This is a genomic window from Vibrio sp. R10-SG-ISO4 (genome assembly GCF_059834135.1).
In genome coordinates this window covers 130,855-146,442 of record NZ_JCBDHJ010000018.1, presented here as the reverse complement: position 1 = coordinate 146,442, position 15,588 = coordinate 130,855, and the positions used below count along the sequence as shown (strand labels likewise).

The 15,588-nt window shown below is 48.8% G+C and carries 16 protein-coding genes; 4 read left to right on the top strand and 12 right to left on the bottom strand.

The annotated features are described in order from the left end of the window. Positions 1 to 57: 57 nt before the first annotated feature. From AC6R03_RS13610 to AC6R03_RS13600, 3 genes are read right to left on the bottom strand one after another with little or no spacing between them, the layout of a single operon-like run. Entirely contained in the window at positions 58 to 1,107 is a 1,050-nt protein-coding gene (locus tag AC6R03_RS13610) for an ABC transporter substrate-binding protein (RefSeq protein ID WP_500631889.1), read from the bottom strand. Beyond that, positions 1,104 to 2,549 carry a sensor histidine kinase gene (locus AC6R03_RS13605; RefSeq protein WP_500631888.1) on the bottom strand — a complete coding sequence of 482 codons (1,446 nt, stop codon included), beginning with the start codon at positions 2,547 to 2,549 and terminating at the stop codon, positions 1,104 to 1,106. The genes AC6R03_RS13610 and AC6R03_RS13605 overlap by 4 nt, the downstream gene beginning before the upstream one ends. Next, positions 2,546 to 3,211, bottom strand: coding sequence for a response regulator transcription factor (locus AC6R03_RS13600; protein ID WP_500625786.1), 666 nt, complete (start codon positions 3,209 to 3,211; stop codon positions 2,546 to 2,548). The genes AC6R03_RS13605 and AC6R03_RS13600 overlap by 4 nt, the downstream gene beginning before the upstream one ends. A gap of 551 nt (positions 3,212 to 3,762) precedes the next feature. On the opposite strand from AC6R03_RS13600, the gene AC6R03_RS13595 reads away from it, so the two are divergent. The 4 genes from AC6R03_RS13595 to AC6R03_RS13580 all read left to right on the top strand — a co-directional run bounded on the left by AC6R03_RS13595 (position 3,763) and on the right by AC6R03_RS13580 (position 8,167). After that, positions 3,763 to 4,269 carry a sigma-70 family RNA polymerase sigma factor gene (locus tag AC6R03_RS13595; RefSeq protein ID WP_334551485.1) on the top strand — a complete coding sequence of 169 codons (507 nt, stop codon included), beginning with the start codon at positions 3,763 to 3,765 and terminating at the stop codon, positions 4,267 to 4,269. After that, complete coding sequence (locus tag AC6R03_RS13590; protein WP_500631887.1) at positions 4,262 to 4,993, top strand: DUF3379 domain-containing protein; 732 nt, start codon at positions 4,262 to 4,264, stop codon at positions 4,991 to 4,993. The genes AC6R03_RS13595 and AC6R03_RS13590 overlap by 8 nt, the downstream gene beginning before the upstream one ends. Positions 4,994 to 5,257: 264 nt before the next feature. After that, positions 5,258 to 6,562, top strand: a complete 1,305-nt coding sequence (locus AC6R03_RS13585; RefSeq protein WP_500631886.1) for an outer membrane protein transport protein — start codon at positions 5,258 to 5,260, stop codon at positions 6,560 to 6,562. Between the two features lie 297 nt (positions 6,563 to 6,859). Continuing rightward, positions 6,860 to 8,167, top strand: coding sequence for an outer membrane protein transport protein (locus AC6R03_RS13580; protein WP_500631885.1), 1,308 nt, complete (start codon positions 6,860 to 6,862; stop codon positions 8,165 to 8,167). Positions 8,168 to 8,249: 82 nt separating this feature from the next. Here AC6R03_RS13580 and AC6R03_RS13575 read toward each other — a convergent pair whose 3' ends face one another. From AC6R03_RS13575 to ccmB, 9 genes are all read right to left on the bottom strand, one after another. Continuing rightward, positions 8,250 to 9,008, bottom strand: coding sequence for an MlaA family lipoprotein (locus tag AC6R03_RS13575; RefSeq protein ID WP_500625782.1), 759 nt, complete (start codon positions 9,006 to 9,008; stop codon positions 8,250 to 8,252). Positions 9,009 to 9,074: 66 nt separating this feature from the next. Continuing rightward, positions 9,075 to 10,292 carry a c-type cytochrome biogenesis protein CcmI gene (gene ccmI / locus AC6R03_RS13570; RefSeq protein WP_500631884.1) on the bottom strand — a complete coding sequence of 406 codons (1,218 nt, stop codon included), beginning with the start codon at positions 10,290 to 10,292 and terminating at the stop codon, positions 9,075 to 9,077. Further along, positions 10,289 to 10,795: a cytochrome c-type biogenesis protein gene (locus tag AC6R03_RS13565; RefSeq protein ID WP_500631883.1), complete on the bottom strand. Its 507-nt coding sequence runs from the start codon at positions 10,793 to 10,795 to the stop codon at positions 10,289 to 10,291. Before AC6R03_RS13565 ends, ccmI begins: the two co-directional genes overlap by 4 nt. Continuing rightward, positions 10,792 to 11,346: a DsbE family thiol:disulfide interchange protein gene (locus tag AC6R03_RS13560; protein WP_500631882.1), complete on the bottom strand. Its 555-nt coding sequence runs from the start codon at positions 11,344 to 11,346 to the stop codon at positions 10,792 to 10,794. Before AC6R03_RS13560 ends, AC6R03_RS13565 begins: the two co-directional genes overlap by 4 nt. Beyond that, the gene (locus tag AC6R03_RS13555) at positions 11,343 to 13,301 is read right to left on the bottom strand and encodes a heme lyase CcmF/NrfE family subunit (protein ID WP_500631881.1); all 1,959 of its coding nucleotides are present in this window, start codon (positions 13,299 to 13,301) and stop codon (positions 11,343 to 11,345) included. The genes AC6R03_RS13560 and AC6R03_RS13555 overlap by 4 nt, the downstream gene beginning before the upstream one ends. Next, positions 13,298 to 13,783 (bottom strand): cytochrome c maturation protein CcmE, encoded by a 486-nt coding sequence (ccmE, locus tag AC6R03_RS13550; protein WP_334551092.1) that lies wholly within the window; start codon positions 13,781 to 13,783, stop codon positions 13,298 to 13,300. Before ccmE ends, AC6R03_RS13555 begins: the two co-directional genes overlap by 4 nt. Next, complete coding sequence (ccmD, locus tag AC6R03_RS13545) at positions 13,780 to 13,986, bottom strand: heme exporter protein CcmD (RefSeq protein ID WP_334551093.1); 207 nt, start codon at positions 13,984 to 13,986, stop codon at positions 13,780 to 13,782. Before ccmD ends, ccmE begins: the two co-directional genes overlap by 4 nt. Positions 13,987 to 13,988: 2 nt before the next feature. After that, a complete protein-coding gene (locus AC6R03_RS13540) occupies positions 13,989 to 14,771 on the bottom strand; it encodes a heme ABC transporter permease (RefSeq protein ID WP_500631880.1) in 783 nt (260 codons plus the stop codon). Between the two features lie 147 nt (positions 14,772 to 14,918). Next, entirely contained in the window at positions 14,919 to 15,587 is a 669-nt protein-coding gene (gene ccmB / locus AC6R03_RS13535; protein ID WP_500631879.1) for a heme exporter protein CcmB, read from the bottom strand. Position 15,588: the final 1 nt, after the last annotated feature.

Here is a 15,588-nt window from a genome sequence, read left to right as displayed (position 1 = left end):
TGCGTAAGGCTACGAAACGAACCTGTCACCGAACTGACACACGCATGCGTGGACAACTCAATCGTAATTTTTGAGAGCGCTCTCCCACTCTGTCGTCACCACCTCCCGTTTACTCTGATCTGAGAACACCATGAGTCGCACGTCCAGAGGGATAGGGTTCAGTTGATCTGCATAGTGTTGACGTAAATATGCGGCGGATTTTTCACTAGTAATATCTGTGCGAATCGGCGGCATATTGGTTTGTTCAGCCATGACCCATTGGCCAGACAAAGACAAGATGTAATCAATGAAGGCTTTTGCGGTATCGGGCTGTTGAGTGTTTTTATTGATAAAGGCGCTGCGAATGATTACGGGTGTGTAGTCTGTCAGCGACACGATCACGATGTTGTCATCCAACTCTTGCCAGCTTCTAGCGTATGATCCGAGCACGTTGTAAGCCATAAGAAGCTCACCCTCACTGGCCGCTTTAAGCATCGAACGGGTGCTACCAAAAGTGCGTGCCTGGGCGGAATTAAACAGCTCAAGAAACTGACCGTAATTTCTTGCCTGCTGCCTTTCAAAAGACCAAAGTAAATAACCGATCCCCACTCGGCGGATATCAAACAGGCCGACTTTCCCGACTAACTCACTGCTGTATTGACGGATAAAGCTCAATAGTTCAACGCGGTTCATTGGGGGCACCTTACCGTCAATGAAGGCTTTATTAAACACTAAAACTGCAGGCTCAAAGCTAAAACCAAACAACTCATCACGCCATTGACTCCACTCCGGCAATACACTCTGCGAAGTACCGTAGCTCGACATCGCGACCTGATGAGGCAATGCGTAGCCATCATTCACTAGCCGCAGTTGCAAATCCATCACGGAACTGATGGTGATATCGGGCTGTGGCTGAATGTTATCGCGAACATACCGGTCTAGATCATTACTGCTCATCCAGCGGTAATCGATCTTAACCTCTGGGTGACGCATTTTAAAATCATCCAGCATCGGCTTCATTTCTGACTGATATGCCGCGCCATAGATCCGCAGTGGCAACGAAGCCTCATCAGCCGCACTGAAACCAGACCATAGGAGCGCAACCGCTAACCACCCGATACGCTTCATTCGCTTACCTCTTGCCACGCTGTATAAGGAAACTGTATTTCTACCGTCAGCCCCGTTGGGACACTGTCTTTTAGCAACAATACGGCTTGCATCTTCTTCGCTACGTCAGCCGCAATACTCATCCCCAGACCGGTACCGGCTTCGTCGGTCCCCGCGATACGATAAAAACGATCAAACACCAAAGGCTTATCAGCATCGCTAATACCGGGGCCGAAATCACGTATCACCACGACGGCTTTGCTACCCATATGGCTGACTTCCACTTCCACTCGACTGGATGCTGGCGAGTATTTAATGGCATTTTCAACGAGGTTCGTCAGCATTTGCTCAAGTGCAAAGGCATCCCCGCGTACAGAAAAGGCCGTGTCCGCGTCATAACTTAGCTCTATCTCCTTTGCCAACGCATTCATCGCCAACGAACGACACACAGCTGCCGTTAACTGATTCATGTTCACCCACTGGGGCTCAACACTTCGATATCGGTGCTTAATGGTTGCGTGATTAAGCAGTTGATCAATGGTCCGTTCGAGCACATCGCACGCCTTGAGCACGTTCGCTAACGATCGTGCGGTCGCCTCATTGTGATCTCGACTCAGAATCAAACCGACTTGCGCGCGCATGCCGGCAAGCGGGGTTTTCAACTGATGCGCCGCTTCTCCAGTAAAGTTTTTCAGGTTTGTCAGCGTGTCATCCAACTGAGACATAAAGGTGTTAACGGTCTCAATCAAGTGGGACACTTCCTCAGGTGCATCCATATCGATGGGTGTGAGATCCACATTGGAGCGACTGGCGATTTTCTGGTTAATCACGTTTAAAGGTTTAAGTACCATAGCAATCAGTACGAGAATCACCACAAGGGCACAACTGACCACACCGACCAATAGCTTGAATGCCACATCTGATAGCTCTTTTTCCCAATGGGTCCTGGCTTGAACCGTCTGACCCACCAATACCGAGACCACTTGCGCCCCCTCACTGGTGTTCACCGAGCGGCTGACCAAGGCAAAGCGTACATACTCATCAAACATGGTGTGGTAGAAAAAATGGGGTTTGATCTCTAACTGTACGGGATATTGCTGAATGTGTGATTGAATTGTTGTATCGCTGAGCAAGGAAGCATAGCCCGTGATAAATTCATCGTGATTGATGACAACAGCATAAAATACTTTGTCTCTGGGAGAATCTGATAAACCGGCAAACGCAGAGAAAGGCAGGTCAACGCTGACTTGCAGGTGCTCAAACCTTACCTGCTCTAAAATTTGTAACGCTGAGTTGGCGAGCGGACGATCGAACGCAATTTGCGCTGTCTGATACGCATAGCGCTTGACTGCGAGCATAGAGAGCAAGCCAATAAACAGCAGCAACATCGTCGCATAAACAACAAGCTGAAAACGTAACGAACGAGTAGAAAATCCCTGAAAAACGGGCAATGAGGCGATCATCCTGCTTTGGCCATCACATACCCAAGGCCACGCAGTGTTTTGATCTCCACCTCACTCTCGGACAACGCTTTTCTGAGACGCCCTACGTATGTCTCAATTGCGTTCAGATTCGGCGGATTGTCATAGCCATACAGATGGTCGATGATCTCTTCTTTACTGAGAACGCGGTTCGGGTGACCGAGAAACACTTCCAACAAGCGATACTCTCGCTGTTTGAGCTCCACCGTCTTACCCTTCACCTGCACCGTGGCACTCGCTGCGTCAAAACAGATGTCACCAAATTCGATAAGGTTGTGATCTTGCCCTTGACTCCTGCGCACAATAGAACGGCATCGCGCCTCTAGTTCACCCAAGTCAAAAGGCTTACAAAGGTAATCATCCGCACCTAAGTCAAGCAGTTGGATTCTATCGAGCACCTCGTTTCTCGCCGTCAGTATCAAAATAGGCGTATCGTAACGTTGGCGAATTTTTTTTGTAATCTCTTCTCCAGAACGATGCGGAAGATTCAAATCCAAGATGATTAAGTCGTATTGAGTGTGAGCGACCAAGGCATACGCCACTTTTCCATCGTAGGCACAATCAACTCCATGACCTAAATCAGTGAAGCGCTGCTCCAATGATTGGCTGATCAAACGATCATCTTCCACTATCAAGATTCTCATCGGTCCTCAACTTTCCTTGTAGGCAATGCAACAAATGCATCACTTTTATCCTCAGTTTATAACATCAGACAAGGTAGGGTGACAATCCAGGTTGTCGGCTTTTGCCAAACACTGTGATCATCAAACACAGCCGCCTAAACGGGAGAACAGCGTTGCTGCGCCGGGCATTTTCTCGAGGCAAAAAAAAACCACACAGAACTGTGTGGTCGGAATGTATAAAGCAATTAACTAACGCCAATTGAAAATAATCAGTTTCCTGATTAGGAGAAAGTAAAGTCAGCCTTCAAAAGGAAGTGTCATCTTGCTCAACTTGTCAGCAGATGCCGACTAGATGACAGGAGTTACTATACCTGTTGCCGCTTGCCTCTTTTTGAAGTAGATCAATTTTAATGGGATTTCTCTCTTTTTATCGCACTGTGCGCCACTTTGCTTCAATATATAAAGAGGGTTTTATCAGCCATAATGAGCACCACGGAGCATACTAGGAGGCTCGTGTGTCAATAATTTCGTTTTTTGGAAAGAAAAAGTCCGACACTCCGGTCAACTCGGATATGGACAGACAAAGAAAATATGAAGCGCTGGTTCGTGCCTATCACCGAGATCTCTACCGCTATGCGTATTGGCTCTGCAAAGACCCAACCATCGCGGAAGATTTGGTGCAGGAAACCTGCCTAAGGGCTTGGAAGTCACTGGACAGTTTGCAAGATGAAAAAGCCGCCAAGTCTTGGCTGATCACCATCTTGCGCCGTGAGAACGCGCGTCGTTTTGAGCGTAAGCAGTTTGATCTCGTGGATATCGATGATTACAGCGGCGAAGCCAAAGTGAGCGATGACCCACATCATCAAACCCAGTGGATCCAAGCGCAAATCATGAAGCTAGAAGAAGAATACCGTGAGCCCCTTTTCCTCCAAGTGGTAGGAGGGTTCAGTGGTGAAGAGATAGGCGAGATTTTGTCTTTGAACAAAAACACCGTCATGACACGGCTTTTTCGAGCGCGCAACCAACTTAAAGAGATGTTAGATTCTGATGACAGCGCAAGGGGGCAAAAAAATGGATGAGTTAGAATTCCGTCGTCGTATTATGTCCGACCCAAAACAGCGTGACTCACAAATCAACGAAGCGATCAAAGCCGACAGCAAGAATGCCAAGTTTGCCGATGATATTCTTGAACTCGATACCCTCATTGCCAATGCCATGAAGGTCGATGTACCCGATGGGCTCGCTGACCGCATTTTGTTTAATCAATCCGCGGCAATCAAAGAAGACAATGTCGTTCGCCCGACATTCGTTAAACGTGCCATGGCAATGGCAGCTTCGGTCGCCTTTGTCGCTGGTCTACTGGTTGGCCAAGTCAACTGGGGCAATTTAGTGGTATCACCCGCGAACGCCAATTTAGCGGACACCGCCATTCAACATGTGTTTGATGAAAAAGGCTTCGTGTTTGTGTTGGATGAACAAGTCCAATCGTCGCAAATCAATGCCAAAATGGTGCCGTTTAAAAAACACTTGATTGAGCAGTTCCCTTACCATGTCTACTATCTTAACCACTGTGGCTTTGGCGATGCCAATGCGGTGCATATGGTCTTTAAAGGCACGCAAGGCAAAGTGACACTGTTCTTAACCGGTATCGCCAGTGAGAACGCCTTTACGTTTGAGAAACAAGGTATGGCGGGCATTGTTGAGCCGATTGGGAATAACAGTCTGATTCTGGTTGGAGACAAAGGCGAAGATGTGGCGAACATCGCGCAAACTTTGATGGATATCATCAAGCCGATAAGTTAACAACCTGATAACATTTTGTGAGCAAGATCATGGCCCGAGATTCCCTCTCGGGCCATTTTTTTAGCATAAAATTAGAGCTTACACTCTAAAAACAGCCATTTTGTAGGATTTTCCTGCCAGATAACCGTCATTTCGCTAATTTTATCCGCCAACTACGCAATGGTCGGATATGTATCTCCTATAATTGCCTCTAGGATCAGCCACCACTGAGCTTTTGCTCAAATATAACGTCCGAAAGAGACGAACAAAAAGGAAAAAGCACAAATGAACAAGACGCGTCTGTTTAAAAAATCACTGTTAGCAGTGACTATCGCATCAACGGCAATGGCTTCACAGCAAGCGATGGCCGCCGGTTTCCAACTTAACGCACAATCTGCTACCGGCCTTGGCCGAGCGTTCGCAGGTGATGCGGTTATTGCTGATAACGCATCTGTAATGGCACGAAACCCTGCCGCGATGGCGCTGTTTGATGAAACATCGTTATCTCTAGGCTTTGTATCAATCACCTCAATGATTGAAGTTAAAGACGCTGTGTATTCAGGAACTTCTGCGCCTACTGGTACTAGTGCAAATTATGACGATGCGGGCGATACATCAATCGCTCCTAATATTCACTTGATCGTACCTGTAAACGAAAAGTTTGCATGGGGTGTTAATGCCTACACCAACTTTGGCACAAAAACGGAATTTTCAGATGACTACTCAGCTTCAGAATACGGTGGTTTGACGGATGTTAAGAGCTTCAACTTGGGTCTAGCTGGTTCATATCGCGCAACTAGCCAATGGAGTTTTGGCGCTGGGATAGATCTAATATATGGAAAAGGCGAACTTAAGCGTTCTATAACACTGCCAAACAATGCAGTTGACGCATTGGTAACAGGTATAGATACTTACACTGCGTTAGATACAAAAGCTGATGGATGGGCTGTTGGATTTAACCTCGGTACTGTATTCGAGTTAGACGATGAAAATCGTTTTGGTCTTTCATACCGCTACAGCCCTAAACTTGAAGCCAAAGGTGATATTACCGGCCTTGGAGTTAACCCTTCTACAGGTGAGTTCGTAAACGTTACATATAAGAATGATACGCTCAACATGCCCTTACCTGACATTATTGAGTTCTCTGGTTACCATCGCTTAGACGAAAAATTCGCAGTCCACTACTCTGTTCAATGGATCGGTTGGAGTGCATTCGATAAACTCGAAGCTGATAACGCTGGTGTACTGAACACCTACGAGTGGCAGAATGGTATGCACTACTCCATTGGTGGTACTTATTATATGAACAAAGATTGGACACTCCGTGCAGGCTATATGCATGATACCAGTGCTCAAGATGAGATTACTTCAATCTCAGTGCCAGACTCGGACAGAAACTGGTTATCCGCTGGTTTTACTTACCATATCGACAACAAGTCAAATGTTGACTTCGGATTTACGTACTTGTTAGGTGATGACGTAAAAGTCGAAGAAACAACTGTCATCAATGGAACGACGGTTTCAGCAGTAAGCGGCACAACACACGCAGACGCGATTCTGGTCGGCCTACAATACAGCCGTAGCTTCTAAGCACAGCGAACACGCTATATCTTAAAAGGCCGCCCTCGCGGCCTTTTTTAATTTTTTATTCAATCACTTCGCTTCCCATTCAGGCTACACGTGTAACCTGAACCCTCTGATTGACCCTACAGATGTACGCTCAACTTTAGAAACACACCATTAACAAACAACATTTAAACTATATATTTTTATAATGATTAGTTTTTTATTCCAAAAACCATCAATGGCTCGTTTTTTATTTTTAAAGTGTTTGCTCTAACTTTATCATCACACGACCAAAGTCAACGACAATCAGCGAACATAAAAATGAAAACCAATAAAACACTTCTTTCTCTTGCAGTGGCTGGCACTCTGATGACCAGCGCCACACACGTGTCTGCGGCTGGCTTTCAGCTCGCCGAGTACTCCGCAACAGGCCTAGGTCGAGCGTACGCCGGTGAAGCGGCGATGGCAGACAACGCCAGTGCGCAATGGCGCAACCCAGCGATGCTGACTTATCTGAAGGGGACGCAGCTCTCCGTGGGCGCTGTGTATGTAGACCCTAATGTGGATGTTAGCGGTACCGTAGATGGTTCAACATCGGCTAATCCAACGTTACCGAGTTCGAATGCCACGTCGTCTGACTTTGCTCACGATGCCGTTATCCCTAACTTTTACGTTTCTCACCAGTATTCTGAGCAGTTCTTTGTTGGCGCCGCATTCGGCACCAACTACGGCATGGAGACTGATCTGGGTACCGATTTCGCCGCTTCTCACTTTGGTAATGAAGCGAGTGTGATCACGATGGAAGCCAACCTAAACGCTGCGTATCAAATCAATGATGCGGTGAGCATCGGTGGTGGCCTACGTTACGTGATGGGCGAAGGAAGCTTTGGCGCAACGGCGCCAACAAACAATGTTTATGGCCTCCCGCAAGGCACGACCCTCAAATATATGGAAGGCGATGACACCGCTTGGGGCTGGCAACTTGGTGCTGCTTGGCAGATTAACCAAAGTCATCGTATCGGTGTTGCCTATAAATCAGCGGTCGATCTTAAACTTCAAGGTTATGCCACTGGACTAGGGTTCGATGTTGCACTCGCAGCTGATCGAGACAATGGCTACATGAACCTTCAACTACCCGCTACCGCAGAGATCGCCAGCTACCACCAGTTGAACGACAAACTCGCTATACATGCGAGTATTAACTGGACAGATTGGAGCAGCTTCGAAAAACTCGAGGCAGAACTTGAGACCTACGGCACCAAGATGGTCAAAGAGGAAAACTGGGAAGACAACTACCGTTTTGCGCTCGGTACCACCTACCAATGGGATTCTAAGTTGGCACTACGAGCGGGTGTCGCGTATGACATGTCAGCGGTGAGTGACAAAAACCGCACCATTACTATTCCAGAAACAGACCGTACTTGGCTGAGTGTGGGAGCAAGTTACGCGTTTACCAAGCAGTTCACGTTGGATGGTGGCTTCACTTACGTGTTCGCAAAAGATGCACCTATCACAGAGTCACGCGGGTACCCATCTGATGAAGCAGCAGAGGTCATTGGCGGCGAATTTGTCGGCGAGACATCGGGACACGTAATCATCGTCGGTGTACAAGCGAACTACACCTTCTAACGCATACCCTTAAATACTTCTCCTTTATACGAAAAGGGCTTGGTCAGTGACCAAGCCCTTTTACTTTCTCAACGTCAAGTAGTCAGAAATCTTGTAGATATTCATCAAGATAAGCTTCTTCTTCCTCATTGAACGCTTCTTTTTCTATCTCGGCGTTAAAGTCTTGGCGTTGAAGATACGCATCACGCGTCAGTGCGTAAGGGTCAGGAGAGTTTTCCAACATCACTTCTTGATTCACCAGCGCTGCACGGGTTTCCATCCCTTCCAGGGCCCATTTACCTAACGCGCCCCAAAAATTCAGCAACGAAAGTGGTACGTAAGCACTGTCGACAAAATCGGCGGTCTCTCGCACTGTCCAAGGGCCATAGCCCGGCACCATGACATAGGGTCCATTTCCGACCCCGTAGTGACCCACCGCATCACTGAACGTTTTTTCGTTGTGGTCGGTGATACCCGCCGCAGATGCCACGTCAATCAAACCCAGCAAACCCAACGTACTGTTGATCAGGAATCGATTAAAGTGGTCGAGCGCTTTTTCGCCATTGCCCATAACAAGGTTGTTGATCACGCTAGATGGCTCATCTAAGTTGCCTAAGAAGTTCCCTATACCAGAACGAATCGGCGTCGGAACATAACCAACGTAGGCGAGCGATACGGGTCGAACCAAGTAAGGATCTAAGTAATCGTAATTAAGGGTCCACATGGTTCGGTTAAACCCTTCGATGGGATCGTACGGACCAGAGTCGTCATAAGCCGAGGAAGCATCAGGCTGGCTAGCACACCCTGACATCACTAACGCTGAGCAAAGTAACAGTCCGGTTCGAGACGTTTTATCTATCATTATTATCTCTTTCCATGAAAAAAGCCGGTCGTGACCGGCTTTTTGTTAATCCATAAGCATTGGGAATTAGTATTGCTTATCTATTAGCACTTCAACTGGTTCCCCTATCTTAACCGCTTCGCTCTCGCCAAACCAGTCCCCTGCTTTAGTGGCAACATTGCCATCGCTGTCGATGCGCACACGCACCATCAACGCATCGAGCGAGGAGAGTTTGCGTGCTTCCAACATGCTGTTGCTGTCATCCAACACCACAGTGCGCGGGAAGCTCCCCACAGGGTAGCGCGCTGCTGCGACTGGCATAGGCGCGCCATCGGCGCTGTGCACTGACACAATGAGCGAAGCATTCGGATCGGCTTGTACACTAGGGTCAAGCGCAATCGTCACCGCCACAGATTGGCCGTTACCTATCGCTTGCCCCATCTGCTTGCGTGCGTTGTCAATACTGCGCGAGAGCATCTCATAGCGACTATCCTCAGGGCCGATCATCTGCTGCATCACGCCCCAATAACGAATCGCCGCTGGGAAGTCCTGACGCTCGTAAGCATCAAACGCGAGCAAAGAGAACACACGCAAGTCGACATACTCTTGCTGAACCAACTCGGAAAGCAAGGTACGAGCGCGGTTTTGATCAAACTCATCTTGAGAGAGCATCAAGGCTTGGGCATAGCCCAGTTGAACATCGGTGTTCTCAGGCTCTAGACGATAGGCTTTTTTCATTGCACCGATCGCCGTATCCACATCGCGATTAGCGAGGCCGATACGACCGAGTAGCAACCAGCCCGTTGAATCATCCGGTTGATAATGAAGGCGGGTTCTCAGCGCCAAGGTTAAGTCTTTCATCTCGTCGTCGCTCAAGCTGGCGCCTTCCGGCGACATGAGCTTTTTCGATAGCGCGGGTAAGTTTGCACTCACTTGCTGCCATTCGTTGACTTGATTAGCACCACCAAACTGGAAATACATCGCATAAGAGAGCGCAATGACCAGCAAAAATGATGGTACTAGCACCCATACCGGCTTGATAGCTGCGCTATCAGCACCGCCCTCTTTGGTTGGGATGTCATCAAGCAGGGACTGCTTAAGATCGTCGATGAGCTCTTGTTGGTTCTCCACCAAGCCTTCATCGGTTTCTTCAGCGAGTTCCGAGAGACGGTCTTTGTAAAACGCTTTATTAAGCTCGTCACGCAGACGGACATCTTGGTTCTCTGTGCGGCGAATGAAAGGCAAAGCAACCAGCAAGCAGCTCATGACGATTAAAATGACTGAGGCTACCCAAAATAGTGTCATTTGTGTTTATCTCCATCATTTTGTTCATCAAGAAGGGCTTTCAGTCGCGCTTCCTTATCGGCGCTCCATTGCTCATCGGGCACACTCTTTACTTTGCTTTTTCTGCTGCGAAGAACAATCAGCGCAAAGCCCAAGACCACCACACACAGCGGGCCAAGCCACAGAATCGAGGTGGCCAATGTGAACGGCGGTTTGTAAGTCACAAAATTGCCGTAGCGCGCGATCATGTAATCAACAATCTCTTGCTTCGATTTGCCGTCTTTGGTCATTTCGTACACTTTTTGGCGCAAATCGACCGCAAGTTCCGCGTTAGAGTCCGCAATGGTGTTGTTTTGACATTTCGGACAGCGCAAGGTGTGCCCGAGCTCCTTAAACTGCTGCTCTTGCTCGAGTGAGTCAAATTCATACACCTCGATGGCCGCTTTCGCTGCCATTGAGAGCGTCAATGCCGTCATTAACATCAAAGTTAAAAGCAGAAAGGGGGAAACGCTCTTTCGAATCATTGTACTGCTTCCTCAACCATACGTTGGTACATAGGCTCTAGCTTCTCTGCCCAGTTGCGTGCGTTCACATCACCCACATGGCGGTACTGAATCACGCCATTTGCATCAATGAGGAACGTCTCTGGCGCGCCATAAACACCAAGATCTAGGCCCAACATACCATTGCCATCAAACAGGCTGATGAGATACGGGTTACCGAGGTCGTTGAGCCAGCCGACTGCCTTAGTGCGATCGTCTTTGTAGTTCAGTCCGATGATTTTAACGCCTTGGCTAGCCAACTCATTAAGATACTGATGCTCGGCATAGCACGTAGGGCACCACGTTGCCCAGACATTGAGTAGCAAAGGCTCGCCAACAAAAATCTGTTGATCGTACAGTTTGCCCGGTTCCGCTAAATCTTCTAAGCGAAACTCTGGCACCGTTTTACCGACCAAGACCGACTCCAACTTTGTGGGATCATCACCATGTTGGTTTTTGATGAGCTGGGTGGCAAAAACGCTGACTAATCCTAAAAAGGCCACCAAGGGAATAAACAGTAGCTTCTTACTCATGATGCCTCCTGCTGGGTATTCTTTCTAAATCGGTAACGCTTATCGCTGATGGCAATCGCACCGCCGAGAGACATCAACAGAGCCCCCGCCCAAATCCAACGCACAAACGGTTTGTAGTAAATACGTACGGCCCACGATTTGTTGTCGTCGAGTTGCTCGCCCATCGCAATATAGAGATCGCGCGTTATCCCTCGATCGATCGCCGCTTCGGTCATCATAGAGCGCGCCGTGCGGTAGAAGCGTTTCTCTGCATGCAAGGTATTGATGTATTTGCCGTTAAGGGTAATTTCAAAATCCGCAATATAGCCATCATAGTTGGGGCCATCTTTGTCTCGTAAGCCTTCAAAATAGAAGTCATAACCTTGAATTTGGAAATGCTCGCCAGGTGCCAAACGGACATCACGTTCGATACTGTAGTTTTGCACCATGGCAATACCGATAATCGAAACTGCAAGACCGATGTGGCCCAACATCATTGCCCAGTGACTGCGCTGAAGTTTTTTCACACCACTCCAGAAAGGGTGACGGTGCGTCGCCCTTTGGTAGAGCTCAAACCCATGCAGCAAGATGATCCACAGTGCCATCACCCAACCGATATACGCCATCACTAAGAACTGATCGGCCAACCACACAGTGAACAAGGCAGCGAGCAACAAAGAAGCCACGCCAGAGATAAGCATCGGCATTTTGACGGTTTTGAGGTTGTCTCGCTTCCAGCGGATCAGCGGTCCAATACCGAGGAAGAAGGCAAACGGCACCATCAACCAGGCAAACAGCATGTCAAAGAATGGCGCACCAATGGAGACAGAGCCTAACCCGATTTGCTTGTGCACCAGAGGCAATAAGGTCCCAACCAACACCACCACTAACGCCGCAATCAGCAACACGTTGTTAACCAACAGCGCATTTTCGCGTGATACCAACTCGAAGTTGCCACGCACACGAACCGACGCGCCTTTGAGCGCAAACAGCAGCAGCGAGCCGCCGATGACAAACACCAAGAAGCCAAGGATAAACATCCCACGCGAAGGATCGGAGGCGAAAGCGTGCACCGAGACCAGAATGCCGGAGCGCACTAAGAAGGTGCCCAATAAGCTGAGCGAGAATGCCGATATGGCCAGTAGCACCGTCCACGCTTTGAACGTGCCGCGTTTTTCGGTCACAGCGAGTGAATGCATCAGCGCAGTACCGGCAAGCCAAGGCATGAAAGAGGCGTTTTCAACTGGATCCCAGAACCACCAGCCTCCCCAACCTAACTCGTAGTAAGCCCACCATGAGCCTAACGCAATACCCAGTGTGAGAAAGAGCCAAGCGGCGGTTGTCCAAGGACGAGACCAACGCGCCCATGCCGTATCAAGTCGGCCGGTCATCAGTGAGGCGATCGCAAATGAGAAAGCAACCGAAAAGCCTACGTACCCCATGTAGAGCATGGGTGGGTGAATGATCAAGCCCGGGTCTTGCAGTAACGGGTTTAAATCGCGGCCATCGACTGGGAAGTATGGCAATGTACGCAAAAATGGGTTCGAGGTGACGATGATAAACAGCAAAAAGCCTACCGTGATAAGGCCCATCACCGCCAATACGCGTGCGACCGATTCTTGTGGCATACCTCGACTAAAGCTCGCCACTGCAACCGTCCACCCCGCTTGGATAAGAACCCACAGCAGCAATGATCCTTCATGGGCACCCCAAACCGCGGTCAGTCGATAGTACCAAGGCAATTGCGTGTTGGAGTTGCTTGCCACATAGTTCAAGGTGAAATCGTTGGTATAAAACGCCCACAACAAGATAGCAAACGAGACCAACAGCAGCAAGAACATCCCCCAAGAGAGTGGTCTTGCAGTGTTCATCAAAAGCGTATTGTTACGCGATGCACCGACCAGTGGCAAAATGCTCAAGAGCACTGCCATGGCGAGAGAAATAATCAGCGCAAAATGGCCAATCTCAGCAATCATTGGTCACTTCCTTGTTTTTGCTCTTGAGTGTACTGAAGCGGTTCGTGGGTCTTCTTCATCGCTTCGGCCACTTCAGGCGGCATGTACTCTTCGTCGTGCTTCGCTAACACTTCAAACGCCTCAATGGTGGTCGCGTTTTTTAGTACGCCTTGCGCCACGATCCCTTGCCCCTCGCGAAATAGGTCAGGCAAAATGCCATCGTAGTAAATAGTCACTTTCGGGCCGATATCATGTAAATCGAACGACACACGCAAAGATTGCGGATCGCGCTTAACTGACCCTTCTACCACCATGCCACCAATGCGAAGGCGTTGACCCACTTCTGGTTTGGTGCCATCAGGCTTACCGTTGACCAGCTCGGTTGGTGTATAGAAAAGATCCATGTTTTGGTTTAGGGCATAGAGCATCAAACCCACGGTCGCAGAGATGCCGACAAAAATAGCGAGGACAATACTGAGTCTCTTTTTACGTCTTGGGTTCATAAGGTGTTCTCCAAATTTTTCGCCGCTTCGATTCGTGCTTGGCGGTCTACTTTTGCTTTCACATCGCGCAAGATGCCTTTGCCCCGCTTCACACTGACCACCCAGAGTATCCACATCGACAAAAACGTGATTCCAAACGCACTCCACACATAGCCGGCATAACCGCCCATTGCCCAAAAATCACTTAAGCTATCAAAATGCATGGTTAGGCCTCCTGCTTGGATTCTTTTTTGGCGGATGGTTCTGTGGCGGACTGTTCTGTGGCGAGTTGAACCACCCACGGGCGGTGGCTCTCTTTAGCCAAAATTTCATTTCTCAAGCGAACCATGGTCAGGCTGGCAAAGAAAAACGCAAAACCAAAGATGTTCAAGAGTAAAGGCCACAGCATGTTCGCCGAGATAGAAGGCTTTTCGAACTTGGTAATGGTGGCGCCCTGATGCAAGGTGTTCCACCATTCCACTGAGAAGTGAATGATAGGCAAATTAACCACACCAACAATCGCTAAAATACCGGCTGCTTTGGCGGCGGTTTTTTGATCATCAAACGCGTGATACAGAGCAATCACGCCAAGGTAGAGAAACAACAGAATCAGCTCGGATGTTAGGCGAGCGTCCCATACCCACCATGTACCCCACATCGGTTTGCCCCACACGGCCCCCGTTAATAAGGCAATGAAGGTGTACACCGCGCCAATGGGCGCCATCGCAGAGGCTGCCATATCTGATAAGCGTACTTGCCACACCAATCCGATAAACGCGGCAATCGCCATCGACATGTAGACGCCCATCGACCAGATCGCAGAGGGCACATGGATATAGATGATTCTAAAACTGTCGCCTTGTTGGTAGTCTGAAGGCGCAAAGGCCAGCCCCCACAAGGTTCCGGCGACGAGACACACCAAGGCTAAAACGGAAAACCAAGGTAAGCACTTACCGCACAATCGGTAAGCGGCTTCTGGCTTGGCATAAGGATGGAGCCATTTCCACATCGTTTTACTCACTCTTACTTCTGGGCACCGTCCCGCAAAATTCATCAACGGGTCATTCGGTCGGTTTATTTATTGTCGTTATGTTTTTTATTTATGACCATTATGTCATGTATAGAAAGGGAATTTTTCGTGCTTGATTCAAAACAATCAAGTCACGCTTACCCTAAGTGCTGCACTGATCGCAAATGGCGTTAACGTCATCGATCCCACCAGCATGGCACCGAGTATCGCTAACTGTCCGTTATACGCCATGCCAAGCGATGCCGCATCAATCGCGGAGGTCGCAAAAATCAAAATAGGTATATAGAGCGGCAGCACCAATAAACTCAGCAGAACGCCACCTTTCTGCAGACCAACGGTCAGCGCAACGCCTATCGCTCCAATAAAGCTCAGCGTGGGTGTACCAATCAAGAGTGTCAGCACGACACCAAGCCAAGTATTAAAATCCAGCGATAGTAATATGGCGAGCAGCGGGCTAATCAGAATGAGCGGCAATCCCGTTAACAGCCAGTGTGCCAACACCTTTGACATCACCACCAGCGGCAATGGAATGGGCATTAGCATCATCTGCTCAAGTGAACCGTCTTGGAAGTCATCCCTAAACAGGCGCTCTAAGGAGAGCAGCGCCGACAACAGTGCCGCGACCCAAACGATGCCTGCAGCAATGCGAGCCAACAAATTGGGCTCAGGCCCGATGCTGAGCGGAAAGAGCGTGATGACAATAATAAAGAACCACAATGGGTTAAAAATATCCGCTTGACGGCGAAACGCGATCAGCAACTCACGGCGAATTATCGTGTTCATAGCTGCGAGCATG

Bases quoted from the DNA above. Each gene is read 5' to 3' on its own strand.
- AC6R03_RS13590 (WP_500631887.1), top strand. From the start codon at position 4,262: ATGGATGAGTTAGAATTCCGTCGTCGTATTATGTCCGACCCAAAACAG.
- AC6R03_RS13580 (WP_500631885.1), top strand. From the start codon at position 6,860: ATGAAAACCAATAAAACACTTCTTTCTCTTGCAGTGGCTGGCACTCTG.
- AC6R03_RS13575 (WP_500625782.1), bottom strand. From the start codon at position 9,008: ATGATAGATAAAACGTCTCGAACCGGACTGTTACTTTGCTCAGCGTTA.
- AC6R03_RS13560 (WP_500631882.1), bottom strand. From the start codon at position 11,346: ATGAGTAAGAAGCTACTGTTTATTCCCTTGGTGGCCTTTTTAGGATTA.
- AC6R03_RS13605 (WP_500631888.1), bottom strand. From the start codon at position 2,549: ATGATCGCCTCATTGCCCGTTTTTCAGGGATTTTCTACTCGTTCGTTA.
- ccmI (WP_500631884.1), bottom strand. From the start codon at position 10,292: ATGACACTATTTTGGGTAGCCTCAGTCATTTTAATCGTCATGAGCTGC.
- AC6R03_RS13540 (WP_500631880.1), bottom strand. From the start codon at position 14,771: ATGTGGAAATGGCTCCATCCTTATGCCAAGCCAGAAGCCGCTTACCGA.
- AC6R03_RS13565 (WP_500631883.1), bottom strand. From the start codon at position 10,795: ATGATTCGAAAGAGCGTTTCCCCCTTTCTGCTTTTAACTTTGATGTTA.
- AC6R03_RS13610 (WP_500631889.1), bottom strand. From the start codon at position 1,107: ATGAAGCGTATCGGGTGGTTAGCGGTTGCGCTCCTATGGTCTGGTTTC.
- AC6R03_RS13585 (WP_500631886.1), top strand. From the start codon at position 5,258: ATGAACAAGACGCGTCTGTTTAAAAAATCACTGTTAGCAGTGACTATC.
- ccmE (WP_334551092.1), bottom strand. From the start codon at position 13,783: ATGAACCCAAGACGTAAAAAGAGACTCAGTATTGTCCTCGCTATTTTT.
- AC6R03_RS13595 (WP_334551485.1), top strand. From the start codon at position 3,763: ATGGACAGACAAAGAAAATATGAAGCGCTGGTTCGTGCCTATCACCGA.
- AC6R03_RS13600 (WP_500625786.1), bottom strand. From the start codon at position 3,211: ATGAGAATCTTGATAGTGGAAGATGATCGTTTGATCAGCCAATCATTG.
- ccmD (WP_334551093.1), bottom strand. From the start codon at position 13,986: ATGCATTTTGATAGCTTAAGTGATTTTTGGGCAATGGGCGGTTATGCC.
- AC6R03_RS13555 (WP_500631881.1), bottom strand. From the start codon at position 13,301: ATGATTGCTGAGATTGGCCATTTTGCGCTGATTATTTCTCTCGCCATG.
- ccmB (WP_500631879.1), bottom strand. From the start codon at position 15,587: ATGCTCGCAGCTATGAACACGATAATTCGCCGTGAGTTGCTGATCGCG.